The following is a 13,892-nucleotide window of genomic DNA, read 5'->3' as shown; positions in this document are numbered from 1 at the left end:
TACTAACTTTCATCTATATAAATACCTTTCCCCTCCTTTAGCTAAAAATCTCTTTTCTCCTGGTATTTTCATGCATCACCACTGTTTAGAGCATCCAGAGTGACAGAAGAAATGATATCCTTTTACGTTTGATTCCCCTTAAGTTTGCCTTAACAGCTTATAGTCATTGCAATTTGCGTGCCAACAGAACAAATCATAAGGATTACCTTGCTTTTAGCATAAAGGCATCACTCCTTTCAAATTAAGCAAAATGGTGCCTTATGATTAGTTTGTACTAATCGTAAGGCACCATTGCCATAACCCTTTCTTGAAAATTAAGAAAGGGTTTCCGTATTAAGTGATTTTTTAATACTTGTTCACTTACCATTGCAAATTCCATGCCAACAATTATATCCCTAAAATAACCTTTACCCTGTTATTTTAAGGGTATATTCTATTTTGAGCTGGTATTTGCGGTAAAAGATGGGGCTAGTAACTCACTTTTGAAATGCTTTTCCACGTTAAACAGGCATTAATTTAGAAATCATTTCATTGATGGGATTATTCGTTTCATTAATGAAATGAATAATCTGTATTTCAAAATTTAAACTGAAAATAGTGGCTATAAAATTACATTTGTTCTCGTTCCATCCCATAATCAGTCAGTTTTCGCCATAAAGTCGCTGTACTTATTCCTAAAATGCGAGCAGCGTAGACCTTTTTATACTTAGCCATTTCCAGTGCTTTTTGGATAATTAACTTTTCAACTCCTGATAATGCTTCTTTTAAATTAAGCCCTTCATTCCCGATCTCAACTACCACAGATTCTTTCAAAGCCTTTTGACCTTGCCTCAGATAAAGGGGCAAATGTTCAGGCAGAAGCATTGGCTCCTCTCGCACCATATTCATAGCCGATTCAATACAATTCTGAAGTTCACGGACATTTCCTGGCCAAGAATAATTCTGCAAAATCTTTAATGTTCCAATGTCGATATCTTCAATAGGTTTACCCAAGGATAAAGCATACTTTTGAATAAAGTACATGGCTAATAAAACAATATCCCCAACCCGCTCTTTTAGCGAAGGAATTTTCAACTGAACAACATTCAAGCGATAAAAAAGATCCTGTCGAAACTTCCCATCCGCAATGAGATCATTTAATTCTTTATTGGTTGAGGCAATGACCCTAACATCAATTTTTTTAACTTTGAATCCACCAACCCGTACTATTTCTCTTTCTTGAAGCACTCTCAGTAATTTGGTTTGCAGGCTAAGTTCCATCTCACTAATTTCATCGAGAAAGATAGTACCTCCATTCGCTTGTTCAAAAGCACCAGGGCTTCCCCCTTTCTTCGCCCCGGTAAAAGCCCCTTCCTCATAACCAAAGAGATTGCTCTCAATGAGTGAAGCAGGTAAAGCCCCACAGTTTAAGGCCACAAAGGGCTGATAGCGACGTTCACTGGCATTATGAACTGATTGAGCAAACAATTCCTTGCCAGTTCCCGTTTCTCCATAAATAAGAATCGAGGAAACACCATCTGCGACGAATTTTGCCATACTCTTTGTTTTGGCCAATATTTCACTTTCTCCTATAATGTCTTCGAAACAATAGTGCGCACTTTGGAACTTTTTAACTTCATCATATAATTTTTGATGTTGGCGGGTAGCCTTTTCATTATTAAATCCGAAACCGATTTTCTCTGTAATAGGAATACGTACCGCCATTGCACCATTAACGGAAAAAGACTTTCCTACTACAGGCTCCCGGGAAACCATAGCTTGGCAGGCCAGCTTACTCACTTGCCCCTTTAATTGGTGTCGCTCGGTTCCATTCGAGTAGTAACTTAATAACCGTTCACCAAGTTCGTTAAAAATTACGGCTTCCCCACCCGCCACTTGGGCAATCATCGGAAGCGCTTTAATTAATGCATCTTGGAATTTCTGTTCTCTTTTAAGTCGTTCTACATTACTGCACGCCAAGACATACTCACCGATTGGCAATGCCCAGGCATCCGCCTGATCTACTATTTGAGAAACACCAATTAACGAACGTGCCTGTTGAGCCGCATCTTTCGCTAAATCGTATATCTCATCATTCAGTTCCTCTATTTCCGTTCCATTCCAATCAACGGTACATAATCTTCGACCTTCAGAGTCAGTAATCGTTGCATATCCTCCCGTTGTTCTTGCCAAAATCGGCAATATCATTTTAAGTTTTTTCAAATCATAATGATCGCTCATTCCAACCTCCACAATATACATATTAACAAGCAACACGATTTTTTGGCCTCTGCACTTAATGAAAACTTCTCAATCAATTCTTTTCAGAAACCTAAAATTTTCCCATCTCTAAACCCGAGCGGTCTTAAAGATCATTCTGAATCACAGGTTTCAAAAATCCCATTTGTCTACTTCATCTTATAATACTCTTTAGAATAGAGAAATGTCGAAATATATTTTAATTCATCAAAGGAATCCATCCTCACCAGACGTCTGCTTAAGATCCTATGAGTTCTTCCTAGTTAGTTAGCTCGGCATGTCTTTCTTCTGCAAATATTTGCTAAACTTTTTATTTAGAAGGAATTCATGACATAACATGGCGAATAAGTATTGTATTACAGATGGACAAGTTCCAACGAGTACTAAGCACAATACCTATCGTACTTATTATTGTAGAAAGGAACAATGAGATGACCATAACCGAACGCCTGGAATCATTACCAGTATCCAGATTTCATTATCTTCTCCTGATCACGGCTGGTCTAGGTTGGATGTTTGACTCCATGGACACCGGCATTATTTCTTTTGTCCTTCCCGTACTAATGAAGACCTGGCAACTTAGTCCTGAGCAAGTTGGCACGATTGGGAGTATTGGGCTCGTCGGGATGGCAATTGGGGCTATTCTTTCGGGGACAATTGCAGATCTTTTCGGCCGTAAAAAGGTTTTTGCAGCCACACTTGTTATCTATAGTCTCGCAACTGGATTATGTGGACTGTCTTGGAACTACGAATCCCTTTTAGTCTTCCGTTTTTTAGTTGGATTTGGCTTAGGGGGCCAGCTTCCCGTTGCTGTAACGCTAGTGAGTGAATTTTCTCCAATTAAACACCGTGGGAAATTTCTTGTTTTATTGGAAAGTTTTTGGGCCATAGGGTGGCTCTTGGCAGCTTTGATCTCTTATATAATCATTCCTCGCTTCGGTTGGCAAACCGCGTTCTACATTGGTTCCCTTCCAGCTCTCTATATTTTTTATCTTTGGAAGTCTATCCCAGAATCACCTCGCTACTTAGTGTCCAAGGGGAAAATCGTTCAAGCTGAAGCCATCTTGAAAGTCATCGAAGCGCAGTCTGGGATAAGTCGCACGACAACTGAACTGGCTTCACAACCTAATTCTAAATCTCCATCGAAGATAGCGGTCAAAGAACTCTTTTCTAGCAAATTCATTCGGAGAACCATCTTTCTCTGGCTTCTCTGGTTCGGTGTGGTCTACGCCTATTACGGAATCTTCACCTGGCTTCCTTCTCTACTCGCCCTGAAGGGATTTTCCTTAACCAAAAGCTTTGAGTACGTCATAGTAATGACTGTTGCTCAAATCCCTGGATATTTCAGTGCTGCGTATTTAGTCGACAAAGTCGGCCGAAAGCCTACGCTGTCTATTTATCTTATTGGTACGGCAATTTCCGCGTATTTCTTTGGTCAAAGCTCGAATGTGCAAACCATTCTGCTGACAGGATCTTTGATGTCCTTCTTTAACCTTGGCGCATGGGGTATTGTCTATACCTATACCCCAGAGCTTTACCCAACACATGCTCGGGCAACCGGGTCTGGTTGGGCTGCTGGATTTGGCAGAATCGGGGGAATAATTGCCCCAGTGGTCGTTGGCTTAATGATAGGCTCCTACCATTTATCTTCTCAATCAGTTTTCCTCATGTTTGCTTCAGTACTTATTCTAACTGCTTTAAACGTTATCATCCTTGGTGAAGAAACAAAAGGCAGGCCAATGGATTAATTTTACCTATTATGGAACATTAATCCATTTAAGGCATACCGTGTATTATCAACCAAATAATTCTCACATTTAAGATAAAGGGGGCTTGCCCATGTCATCGTTGATGGGGCAACGAGGCTTATATCCAAATCACTACAACAAGTTCTCTCCGATTCAGCGACAGGGGAGTAATCCTGTTCCAAGTCCAGCAGCAACATCACCATTACCTGTTCAACAACCAATTGCTACACCGACTTCTCAAACAACTCAGCCCATAGTCCAACCAGCGATCCAACCGGTGAACCAACCGGCTTCAGTTCTAAAGCAACTTGCCTTACCGGAAACCTCTTCCACTACGGCCAGATCTTCTAACCTCTGGCAGCAACAAGCTGGAATCCTTGTAAAACAATATGGTCCTTCTCTGATGAGACAGTTCGGACCTCCTCTGGCCCGCAAAGTAGGCATCCCTCTTGCTCAACACCTTGGACCTCCCCTGGCACGCAAAGTGGGTATTCCCCTCGTCCAACGCGTTGGCCTTCCGCTGGCCCGCAAAGTATTTCTTCCCCTCGCCAAACGAGCAGGATTTGCACTCATTCGCCGATTGGGACTTCCGTTTTAGCATAGTCTAGCACGATGGCGAAAAAGTTCCGCCACACCCTTGTACTTTACTAACTCTTCTACAGGAAAAGGCTGTTAACGGATTTAATCGTTAACAGCCTTATTAATATTCGGAAGCTTTCACTTACTTCACGATCAGAACAGGACACGTTGATTTTCGGAGGACGCGCTGGCTCACACTGCCTAACACAACCCGAGCAATCGGCCCGTACCCATGGCTCCCCATCACAACAAGGTCTATGTTCTCATTGCTAATTTCCTCTAAAATCACGGTCGACGGGTGTCCCTGTATTTTCTTCCTTTTCAAAGGGACGTCACCTATATCGATTCCTTCAAGTGTAGCGTTTAACGTGTTTTCCCCTGTTTCTTCAATTAGCTCTTGCGAAACATCGATAGAATAAGCTGGATTATACTCCCAATAAGCTTCTGGGGTGTACGTGACGAATAGAAGGACCACTTCTGCTTGAAATTTCCTTGCAAGGTCCAAAGCAGATATTAACGCCCGACGCGAATATTCCGAGGCATCTGTTGGGACCAATATTCTTTTGTACATTAACCATTCCCCCTTCTTCATTTCCAGATCATGGTCGTCTAATACAACTTATTCCATGCTTTACCTGTTAAATCCTTTTTTTTGATCCGCTTAAGAAAAAGATATTACCGAGTCCATTTATTTAACAATAAGAACAGGGCACTCTGCTTGCTGGAGGACGCGCTGACTCACGCTGCCTAACACAGAACCGGCAATCGGACCGTAACCATGGCTCCCCATGACTACTAAATCTATGTCCTCTTTCCCAACTTCTTCTAAGATCATAGCCGCTGGATATCCCTGAACTACTTTCTTCTTCAGAGAGACATTTCCCACTTCGATTCCTTTAAGTGTTGCCTCTATGGCAAGTTCTCCTGCGTCTTGAATTTGTTCTGGCGGAACTAAAACGCTATAAACTACATTGTAACCCCAGTAGGCTTCCCGAAGGTACATAACATTCAAAACCTCGACTTCCCCACCAAAGGTTTTAGCAATTTCCAATGCAGTTTTTAACGCTCGAACTGAATACTCTGAGGCATCGGTTGCTACTAATATTCTTTTAAACATCACTCAGTCTCCTATATCATCTTTTTTAGATCCCGAACTACTGATAATATTCTGCATTCTATTATTTGAATCCTTCTTTACTTTATAAAATAAATCTTTCAACATTTGTCCAAGAAAATGGTAAAAGTACCAGCGAACTCGTTCAACTAGATAAATAAAAAGGCTACTAACGATTACAATCGTCAATAGCCTTTCAACCTCTGGTAGCTTTATTTACTTCACGATTAGAACAGGACACGTTGACTTCCGGAGGACTCGCTGACTCACACTGCCCAACACTGCTCCAGCAATTGGTCCGTATCCATGACTTCCCATAACTACTAAGTCTATGTTCTCATTGTGGATTTCCTCTAAGATCACGGTCGATGGGTGACCTTGTATTTTTTTCTTCTTCAAGGGAACGTCACCCATATCGATACCTACAACGGTTGCCCTTAACGTCTGGTCCCCTGTTTCTTCGATTTGTTCTTTCGAAATCTCAATAGTATACGCTGGATTATAGCCCCAATACGCTTCTGGGGTGTACGTAACGAATAGAAGAACAACTTCCGCTTGAAATTTCCTTGCAATTTCCAAAGCAGCTATTAGCGCCCGACGCGAATATTCTGAGGCATCTGTTGGAACCATTATTCTTTTATACATTTCAGTTAGCACCTCCTCATTCATTACCCATCACGGCATCTTCCTGTTAGACTATATTCAACGCTCAACATATTAATCCTTCTTGATTTGGTAATAATTTCAACAAATATTTCAGTAATTTAGATTTATTATTTTTTAAAAGTCCCTACAAAACGCAGGAACTTTGTAGAATGATGTAGAATGTATATCTAGACGTATAAACGTTAATTCTAACAAAAAGGTAGGTGGCCAACATTGCAAAACGAAAAAATGATTCAAGCTCTCAACGAACAGGTAAATAAAGAACTTTACTCAGCCTATTTTTATCTTGCTATGCAAGCATATTTTTCCTCCATAAACCTTGATGGATTTGCCAACTTTTTCCGAGTTCAGGTTCAGGAAGAACGGGATCATGCCTTGGGCTTTTTTAATTATCTGAACAAAATTGGTGGCAAAGTAACTTTCCCCGAGATCCAAAAACCCCAAAGTGAATTTTCCAGTCCCCAAGAAGTATTTGAACTAACGTTAAAGCATGAGCAATTTGTAACACAATCCATCTATTCCCTTATGGACATTGCACGAGAAGTCAAAGATCATACAACGGATATTTTTCTTCAGTGGTTCATTACCGAACAGGCGGAAGAAGAGGAAAATATGTCTCGTGTTCTTAACAGACTTAAACTCATTAAAGGAGACGGAGCAGGACTCTTTATGATCGATAGCGAACTTGCCCAGCGCTTATATGTTCCCGCAGTAATTCCTGGTTAAACTTGTCGATATCTCCACTGATCATGATGATCTAGAAGTGGGAGTCTCACGATTGGATGAAGAAGAGTTCTGTTGGCATTTATGCTAACAGAACTCTTCTTCATCTTGCCCTTAGCGGGAGAATTTTTTGCTGCACTAGTTAGAAAGGCTTTGGTATTCGTTTGACCCAAAATCCGCCTCTAAAATTTTTAGGTTCAAAAGAGATGACAAAAGCCTTGGGACAGAGCTTATTGAGGATACTCAATAACTTACGTTCGTTAGACCGCTTCGCCAAAACCTGCATCATGAGCCTACTTCCATCCTTACCATCGGCTAACCAGGAAGTCACACCGTATCCATATTCCCGTAACTTTGACGGGATTTCGACTTCAACACAATCTACGGTAACTTGAACTGTCACATATCCTAAAGCTAAATACTCCTCAATGCGACTGCCTATATACACACCTAAACCATAACCGAGGCAATAAGCTCCTAGATTCCAGTGGTTGTCCAAGTTATTCAGGACAATTCCTAACCCAGTCATATAAACAAAAATCTCGACCATGGAAAGCATAGTCGCCAAAATTCTCTGCCCCTTAATGACAAAAATCATACGCAGGGTATAAATCGAAACATAGACAATGTTAATCCCTATAATTATAAAGATAAGTTCCATTAGTTCCCTCCATCATTAGCCCTTTTGATTATTCTAGACCAACCTCTATTCTATCTCGTTTTACTGCACTTTGTCACCGAAATAGTGAGTGACTTGTTAAACTAAAGATCAAAAGAATTCATGGACAAACTGTTATTCCCCGTCCCCAAAGACAATCTCCACAAGATGGAGCATGACCCAAGCAATCCATGTCTGCCCGAAGAACCATATCGCACCCATCGACCCACTTACAATCAGGACACGATGCGTATTCTCCGTGTAGAACATTGTAACGATAACTCATAAATTGAGGAGTAGTCCATATTTCAAACAACGATTGCTCTCTGAGTGAACCAAAACCATGGGCCTCAATCTGCTTGTGCCTCCCAAAAACATATTCTGGATAAGAATGCAAAAACCTATAACAGCCAGAAACCTGACCGTCCCAGCGTACAACTGCACTTTGAGTTTCCATAAATTTGCAGTATCGATCTGTTTTTAATTCACTTTTAGGTAGGACTACCTCCACACCTTTAGCCAGTCCCACAAACAAAGCCTCTTGAAAGGTTGACTCGGTCTCAGGAAGCAGGGGGGCATAAAGAGTTTCAACAATGGATTCTTCTCTCATCGGTAGAATATGCGAAACAAAGACCCGATTGACACCCAGTTGTGCAGCCTGGCGCACAGTCTCGACCAAATATGGAAGAGTGCTCTTCATAGCCAAGAATTCCCATATAATTTCCGGTCTCCCCATAGTTCTCTTCTCACCTAAACGGCGCGTGCTCTCCAGTATCCCTTGTACATTTTGATGCCGGATAGCAGCGAACGTCTGTACATCTGTCGAATCAACGGACAAGGCTATCCGGGCAACACCACTAGAAAGCAAAAAATTGATCATAGGGTCGTCCAAGGTAGTCCCGTTGGTGGTCACGGTAACTTCATACCGAGAAGCGAATAGTTCCACCGCTTGTCGAAAATTATCGGCAATCGTTGGTTCACCAATTCCTCCCAGAATCACTTCCTTGAGATCAGGGAAAGCAACTACCTCAGCCGCAATAGAGTTCAGCATCTCCCTCGACATATCTCCCATAAGTTCCCGCCAATTTTGGCGGTAACACATTTCACAAGACAAGTTACAACGGCTGGTTAATTCCAAATAAAGACGTTCGATCGAAGGTGTGGGATGATAAACTATGTCGACAATATCCTTCATACCTAAGTCATACTCCTCTCGATTCTCAACTCATTAATATAATTATAGCTCAATTCCACCTCTTAAGTACGATTTCTCTTACAACAACTACGCATTAAAAAATTCCGCCACACTGAAAAGTATGACGGAATTTTTTTAAGCATTCAGTTCTGAGGTTCCCCCTCTTGAACTTCTCGACGTGTAAACTCTTTGTTTTAGACACTTCACTACCTCCGAGGCCAATGGGCCAGCCTAATTTTCTTTCCTATATACTACTATACTACCTTTTTTATTTCACCTTGTCACCGAATAGCTCTAACTTCCCAATCCGTTCTTCCCTCTAATTGGGACTCCCTTTTTGTTAAAATACTTCTTCCCTAGGAACAAGCTAGCCTAGACTTACGATCAACTTGCAATGAAACATACCATATAGTGTCCTTACGATTTCCATTGACAGGCAAAAGTAAAAAGATTAATCTTAAACTAATTGTTTAAATACAAGAAAAGGAGAACAAGATGGAGCATAGTTCTTTTCGTTCCCAATGGAAATGGAACATCGGATTTATTCTATTTGTTACATTGTTACTCACTCTCCTTTCTCAAATAAGCATTCGTCTTACGCTAATCACGGCACTTGGAATAAGTTTGGGTTTTGTCTTACAAAAGTCCCGTTTTTGTCTTGTGTCTGCTTTGCGTGATCCCATATTAATCGGTATGACTCAACTCACCCGAGCCTTTCTTTTACTTTTGGGGATTAGTATCCTTGGATTTGCACTGGTTTCCTGGGGAGCTTCACAGAGAAATATCCCGTTGGTCCTCAATGTTTTTCCGTTGGGCGTACATACCGTTGTCGGCGGACTATTGTTTGGGATCGGAATGGTGTTGGCCGGTGGCTGTACGTCCGGAATTCTTATGCGTATTGGGGAAGGATTTGCCATGCAATGGGTGGCGTTTTTTGGTTTGGTTTTGGGCGTTGTTCTGGGAGAGCGGTCGGTAATCAACTGGAGAAATGCCTTTGGTGAGTGGCCCGGGATTTTCTTACCAGATATTTTAGGTTGGATTCCAACCCTCATTTTAGAAATTTCCGCATTGTTGGTCTTATGGCAATTGGCTAGATGGTGGCAGCAAAAACAATTGGGGGAGTAGGTGTACGACTGTTGACTCGTTTTGCAATTGAGATATGGGGAGAAATGTGTCCGATTCCCCTAATTAAAGCCAAAAAAAAGTTGTTGTCTATGCAATGCGGTGATATTTTAGTCCTCGAGACTGAACACAGTTGTACCTCAAGGGGTATTGTAGTTTGGGCAAAAGCCAATCGGTATCTTATTGAAGAAGAAGAAGTAGCGAATGGAATATGGCATCTTGAACTGACAAAAACGCATGATTAGGAGAGCGTGATGCAATGAAAAAGTCTTTGCAAGCAATCCTCCATGGCCCTTGGGCTTATTGGATAGGAGCAATTTTTTTGGGTGTGCTCAACATACTCGTTCTGATCGCGAGGGGTAAACCTTGGGGAATTACTTTAAATATCGAAAACTGGGCGGAATGGATCGGTACTAGCCTTGGAGTGCTAGATGACCGGGGATTTACGTTTAAGGAATTAATGGCTGCCTCTGGGACTTATCTGAATCTCGGATTGATCCTTGGTGCTTTTTGGGCAACGTTAGTCGCTTCGCAGGTTCGATTCCGGCCAATCCGAGATAAGAAGTTCTTATTTTCTGCTTTGATTGGTGGACTACTCATGGGTTACGGAGCACGAATTGCTTATGGTTGTAATATCGGCGCCCTGTTGAATGGAATTGCCTCTAGTTCACTTACTGGATGGATTTTTGCAATCGCGGTCTTTTTGGGAACTTGGCTAGGCTCAAAACTCCTCCTTAGATATTTAATGTGAGACAAGTATGGGGTCAGAAGGTGGAGACAAAGGGACGGTTCTTCCGTGAAGAACCGTCCCTTTGTCTAGCTTGTCTCACCTGAACCCTTATCTCTCCCTGTCACACGATAGTTCCCGTGTTTTTAACAAAGGCAGTTTTCTTCAGGATCCGTAAGGAAATTAATAAATAGCTTTGTCTTAGTCGTAAGCGGGCGATTATTAGGATAAACAATATTAAAGATTAGAGGCATATCCATGTCGATAATCCTTAGGACTTTAAGGGTCCCTGTGTATGCTTCTTTGCGAACTGCGAGCAGTGGCATAACGGATCCGCCTAATCCAGCCTCAACGGCAGATTTAATAGCATAGGTATTCTTCATCTCGGTAATCACGTTCAGCTGATTTACGGAATAGCCATGACGGGCCAAAGCCGTTGCCAAAATTTTTCGTGTTCCTGATCCAGCTTCTCTCATAATAAGCGGATGTTTGAGGAAGTCTTGAACGGTAATAACTCCTTCAGCTGGATGCTGGGGTGGGACAATAAGCACTAATTCATCCGAAGTTACATGCAACGATTTAAGGGAGGAAGACTCTGTATCGCCTTCCACTACACCGATATCAACTTCCTCAGCCATAACCATATTAAGAACCTCTTCGGCATTAGCAATATTTAAGCAAAGCTCGACCTCTGGGTATTGTTCTTTGAACAAATAGATCGAGCAGGGAAGAGAGACATTCCCAATAGTTGTACTTGCTCCAATTACAATTTGATTGTTTTCATGCTTGAATACGGTTTCAAGTTGTTGTTCCATTTCGTCTTGAACTTCAAGAAGCCTTAAAGCGTAGGTATGAAATACCTCCCCAGCCTTGGTAAGCGTCACGCCCTGTGGTGTTCGATCAAACAATTGCCCTTGGTAGTATTCCTCTAAGTTTTTAACATGTGTGCTAACGGCCGGTTGGCTCATGTGCAACTTTTTCGCTGCTTTTGAGAAACTTTGCAGGCGCGTTACCATACAAAAGATCTTGAGTTGGTTACTATCCAATACAATTTCACCATCCTCTAAGTTTCTAACGATATTGAACATCTATTAACATTGTATCGCCAAGCACTTTAGAATTCAATGCAATATGACGAAGTGAACTCGATCGACTAAAGATCAATAACCTATTTACCTCTTTACTAGCCATCTATTCTCCTCCCGAAGAAGGTTTATCCTTCGACACATCATGGCATTTATGGCAGTCGTCGGAAGATTGTTTATCCGGATCCTGGCGACATTGACTATCAATAACCTGCGGAATCAAATATTTCTCTCCATTTGTTTTACGGTAATTATACCACTTATCGTCTTCCAGACGGACGTAAGGTAACTCTTCTCCCTTTGCCGTCTTCAGAATGACATCCCCCATGCTGAGAGGTGGAAACACTGGATTGATGCGGGTTTGAGACCAGGCCATGTCGGATTTATCCGTTATTTTCCATTCAATAGGCTGCCCAACCGGACTTCCATGGCAGTCCCGACATTGGATTTGCAATGCGTCCCATTCCGAAACATGCATTTTCCCGTCCCCCATGACCTCCTTGCGGGTATGGCAGTCTATACAGTCCAAGTTGACTTCGCATTTGGTGAAGACCAATCCTGGGGAATAGACCTTCTTCCAGCGCGTTTCCAGAGTCTCCTTGTCTGGGGATGGAGATGCTTTAACACGGTCCAAATCAGGCCGTGGAGTAAAATCCATCGTGTCGACATGATAGTCTCCCTGATTATGACATTGATTGCACTGGGTGTAGGGTATTTGCACGGTCAAATTGTGGGATATCCCATAACCCGGTTTTGACTGAGGGATCGTAACATCCTTTCCTTCATAGGTGTGTTCTGTATTGCTTAGCACATGACAGCTCTCACACCCGTTCGCTTGGACTTGTTGCCCTGGTAGTTCTCCCCCGCTCAGGTGACAAACCGCCAAACAGTTCTGCTGGAATTTCTGTTCCTCTGCGCGATGGTTAAACGGCGATTCTAGATCCGCAGCGGTCTCCCCAGGTTTAAGCAGCACCCGAGGCGGTATGTCCAGCCCGTACATGTACCTACTCATGGAGAGTTCACCCCCTTTGCTGGCCATTAAGGAAGTGGTCAGCAAATCCACCTGATTGTCGGCTTCTTGTCTATTTCCACTATGGCACTGCCCAACTTCCGCGCTCCCTCCGCAACTCAGGCGAGACACCGCCAACTGACCCGGGTGCCCTCCGCCATACATTCCCTCATGGGCAGTCAATTCATCCAAAGACAAGGCATTCCCACCGTGGCAAGCCGTACACCCAATACTTGCACTAGGGTGAGAAGCTGAAATTTCCTCAATCCCCATATGACAGGTGATGCAACGCTCAACACGACCGTTCGAGAGGCGAATCTCCTGTACAGTAGGCTTCTTTTCCTGCCAATCTTTGATCTCCTGGTCTAATTTCTTTACTTGTTCTTCTCCATGAACCATAGGCATCGTTCCCTGAAGTTCTGTGATCTGGGCCTGGAAATACTTTCGTTGCCAATCTTGCCAAGGGGAAGAGCTAAACGACCTCACTGACAAGAAAACCATCGTTAGACAAAAGATTATTGCCAATCCCAAAAGTATCATTAGACGCGACCGCTTGGTCATATTAGAACCCCCTCTCAACCCATAAACATATATAAGAAAGTTAATCCTACCCATACTAAACTCAGGGTCAGAAAAATTATCCAGACCCACATCTTGCCCACTTTTTGCTCCCAACAAGGCAAGGTTAAGAGCACTGCCGTAGACAGAAGAGGTAGAACCCACCCGCTCAGCCACGCCGGCCACCGTTGTAACATCCACTGGATTGCCCCAAAGACCCAGGGGGCTTTAGAAACGCTCACCACCGCAGCCTCCGGCGAGCTATCCAGAGACACCTTCAAACTAGCGGTCAACGCAAATAAAAGGCCCAACCAAAGAAAGGCGCTAATGTATTCCCTCACCTGCAATTCAATCAGCTGTACTTTTTCCTGATGACCGCTGGGCTTAAATTTTTCCGTCTCTATTGGGTCCATCTATTCTCACCTCACGTCGAGTGCACTCTTTTTTACTCCGCAATCATGTCCGCCTCT

The 13,892-nt window shown here is 42.7% G+C and carries 15 protein-coding genes; 6 read left to right on the top strand and 9 right to left on the bottom strand.

The window, feature by feature from the left end:
• Nucleotides 1–609: 609 nt before the first annotated feature.
• Nucleotides 610–2,220: a sigma-54 interaction domain-containing protein gene (locus E4K67_RS08650; RefSeq protein ID WP_135546030.1), complete on the bottom strand. Its 1,611-nt coding sequence runs from the start codon at nucleotides 2,218–2,220 to the stop codon at nucleotides 610–612.
• A gap of 449 nt (nucleotides 2,221–2,669) precedes the next feature.
• Between E4K67_RS08650 and E4K67_RS08645 the strand changes: the two genes are divergently transcribed.
• Both E4K67_RS08645 and E4K67_RS08640 read left to right on the top strand, forming a co-directional pair.
• The gene (locus E4K67_RS08645) at nucleotides 2,670–3,986 is read left to right on the top strand and encodes an MFS transporter (RefSeq protein ID WP_135546866.1); all 1,317 of its coding nucleotides are present in this window, start codon (nucleotides 2,670–2,672) and stop codon (nucleotides 3,984–3,986) included.
• A 91-nt stretch (nucleotides 3,987–4,077) separates the two neighbouring features.
• Nucleotides 4,078–4,584, top strand: a complete 507-nt coding sequence (locus E4K67_RS08640) for a hypothetical protein (protein WP_135546029.1) — start codon at nucleotides 4,078–4,080, stop codon at nucleotides 4,582–4,584.
• Between the two features lie 123 nt (nucleotides 4,585–4,707).
• On the opposite strand, the gene E4K67_RS08635 is transcribed toward E4K67_RS08640, so the two are convergent.
• From E4K67_RS08635 to E4K67_RS08625, 3 genes are all read right to left on the bottom strand, one after another.
• The gene (locus E4K67_RS08635; RefSeq protein WP_135546028.1) at nucleotides 4,708–5,136 is read right to left on the bottom strand and encodes a universal stress protein; all 429 of its coding nucleotides are present in this window, start codon (nucleotides 5,134–5,136) and stop codon (nucleotides 4,708–4,710) included.
• 117 nt (nucleotides 5,137–5,253) lie between these two features.
• A complete protein-coding gene (locus tag E4K67_RS08630) occupies nucleotides 5,254–5,682 on the bottom strand; it encodes a universal stress protein (protein WP_135546027.1) in 429 nt (142 codons plus the stop codon).
• 213 nt (nucleotides 5,683–5,895) lie between these two features.
• Entirely contained in the window at nucleotides 5,896–6,324 is a 429-nt protein-coding gene (locus tag E4K67_RS08625; protein ID WP_135546026.1) for a universal stress protein, read from the bottom strand.
• Between the two features lie 234 nt (nucleotides 6,325–6,558).
• On the opposite strand from E4K67_RS08625, the gene E4K67_RS08620 reads away from it, so the two are divergent.
• The gene (locus E4K67_RS08620; RefSeq protein ID WP_135546025.1) at nucleotides 6,559–7,071 is read left to right on the top strand and encodes a ferritin; all 513 of its coding nucleotides are present in this window, start codon (nucleotides 6,559–6,561) and stop codon (nucleotides 7,069–7,071) included.
• A gap of 139 nt (nucleotides 7,072–7,210) precedes the next feature.
• Here E4K67_RS08620 and E4K67_RS08615 read toward each other — a convergent pair whose 3' ends face one another.
• On the bottom strand, nucleotides 7,211–7,729 hold the full coding sequence (locus E4K67_RS08615) for a DUF2179 domain-containing protein (protein ID WP_135546024.1): 519 nt from the start codon (nucleotides 7,727–7,729) through the stop codon (nucleotides 7,211–7,213).
• Between the two features lie 118 nt (nucleotides 7,730–7,847).
• Nucleotides 7,848–8,921 (bottom strand): radical SAM/SPASM domain-containing protein, encoded by a 1,074-nt coding sequence (locus E4K67_RS08610; protein WP_135546023.1) that lies wholly within the window; start codon nucleotides 8,919–8,921, stop codon nucleotides 7,848–7,850.
• 495 nt (nucleotides 8,922–9,416) lie between these two features.
• Here E4K67_RS08610 and E4K67_RS08605 point away from each other — a divergent pair, with 495 nt between their 5' ends.
• Genes E4K67_RS08605 through E4K67_RS08595 form a run of 3 tightly spaced genes read left to right on the top strand, consistent with a single transcriptional unit; the run spans nucleotide 9,417 to nucleotide 10,794 of the window.
• Complete coding sequence (locus tag E4K67_RS08605) at nucleotides 9,417–10,046, top strand: YeeE/YedE thiosulfate transporter family protein (RefSeq protein ID WP_135546022.1); 630 nt, start codon at nucleotides 9,417–9,419, stop codon at nucleotides 10,044–10,046.
• Between the two features lie 11 nt (nucleotides 10,047–10,057).
• A complete protein-coding gene (locus E4K67_RS08600; RefSeq protein ID WP_135546864.1) occupies nucleotides 10,058–10,288 on the top strand; it encodes a sulfurtransferase TusA family protein in 231 nt (76 codons plus the stop codon).
• Nucleotides 10,289–10,302: 14 nt separating this feature from the next.
• Entirely contained in the window at nucleotides 10,303–10,794 is a 492-nt protein-coding gene (locus E4K67_RS08595) for a YeeE/YedE thiosulfate transporter family protein (protein ID WP_135546021.1), read from the top strand.
• Nucleotides 10,795–10,916: 122 nt separating this feature from the next.
• Here the strand turns inward: E4K67_RS08595 and E4K67_RS08590 are convergent, their stop codons facing one another.
• The 3 genes from E4K67_RS08590 to E4K67_RS08580 form a co-directional block, all read right to left on the bottom strand.
• Complete coding sequence (locus E4K67_RS08590) at nucleotides 10,917–11,816, bottom strand: selenium metabolism-associated LysR family transcriptional regulator (protein WP_135546020.1); 900 nt, start codon at nucleotides 11,814–11,816, stop codon at nucleotides 10,917–10,919.
• A 145-nt stretch (nucleotides 11,817–11,961) separates the two neighbouring features.
• Nucleotides 11,962–13,425 (bottom strand): hypothetical protein, encoded by a 1,464-nt coding sequence (locus tag E4K67_RS08585; RefSeq protein ID WP_135546019.1) that lies wholly within the window; start codon nucleotides 13,423–13,425, stop codon nucleotides 11,962–11,964.
• A gap of 14 nt (nucleotides 13,426–13,439) precedes the next feature.
• Complete coding sequence (locus E4K67_RS08580) at nucleotides 13,440–13,835, bottom strand: hypothetical protein (RefSeq protein ID WP_135546018.1); 396 nt, start codon at nucleotides 13,833–13,835, stop codon at nucleotides 13,440–13,442.
• Nucleotides 13,836–13,892 lie beyond the last annotated feature (57 nt).

The sequence above is a fragment of the Desulfosporosinus fructosivorans genome (assembly GCF_004766045.1).
Taxonomy (GTDB): domain Bacteria; phylum Bacillota; class Desulfitobacteriia; order Desulfitobacteriales; family Desulfitobacteriaceae; genus Desulfosporosinus; species Desulfosporosinus fructosivorans.
Note: the sequence above shows the minus strand (reverse complement) of the source record. Positions and strands in the feature narration are given on the sequence as shown.

What these genes read in the sequence shown, in the direction of transcription:
- E4K67_RS08625 (WP_135546026.1), bottom strand. Translation starts at nt 6,324, where the DNA reads ATGTATAAAAGAATAATGGTTCCAACAGATGCCTCAGAATATTCGCGT.
- E4K67_RS08650 (WP_135546030.1), bottom strand. Translation starts at nt 2,220, where the DNA reads ATGAGCGATCATTATGATTTGAAAAAACTTAAAATGATATTGCCGATT.
- E4K67_RS08585 (WP_135546019.1), bottom strand. Translation starts at nt 13,425, where the DNA reads ATGACCAAGCGGTCGCGTCTAATGATACTTTTGGGATTGGCAATAATC.
- E4K67_RS08640 (WP_135546029.1), top strand. Translation starts at nt 4,078, where the DNA reads ATGTCATCGTTGATGGGGCAACGAGGCTTATATCCAAATCACTACAAC.
- E4K67_RS08635 (WP_135546028.1), bottom strand. Translation starts at nt 5,136, where the DNA reads ATGTACAAAAGAATATTGGTCCCAACAGATGCCTCGGAATATTCGCGT.
- E4K67_RS08610 (WP_135546023.1), bottom strand. Translation starts at nt 8,921, where the DNA reads ATGAAGGATATTGTCGACATAGTTTATCATCCCACACCTTCGATCGAA.
- E4K67_RS08605 (WP_135546022.1), top strand. Translation starts at nt 9,417, where the DNA reads ATGGAGCATAGTTCTTTTCGTTCCCAATGGAAATGGAACATCGGATTT.
- E4K67_RS08645 (WP_135546866.1), top strand. Translation starts at nt 2,670, where the DNA reads ATGACCATAACCGAACGCCTGGAATCATTACCAGTATCCAGATTTCAT.
- E4K67_RS08580 (WP_135546018.1), bottom strand. Translation starts at nt 13,835, where the DNA reads ATGGACCCAATAGAGACGGAAAAATTTAAGCCCAGCGGTCATCAGGAA.
- E4K67_RS08595 (WP_135546021.1), top strand. Translation starts at nt 10,303, where the DNA reads ATGAAAAAGTCTTTGCAAGCAATCCTCCATGGCCCTTGGGCTTATTGG.
- E4K67_RS08615 (WP_135546024.1), bottom strand. Translation starts at nt 7,729, where the DNA reads ATGGAACTTATCTTTATAATTATAGGGATTAACATTGTCTATGTTTCG.
- E4K67_RS08630 (WP_135546027.1), bottom strand. Translation starts at nt 5,682, where the DNA reads ATGTTTAAAAGAATATTAGTAGCAACCGATGCCTCAGAGTATTCAGTT.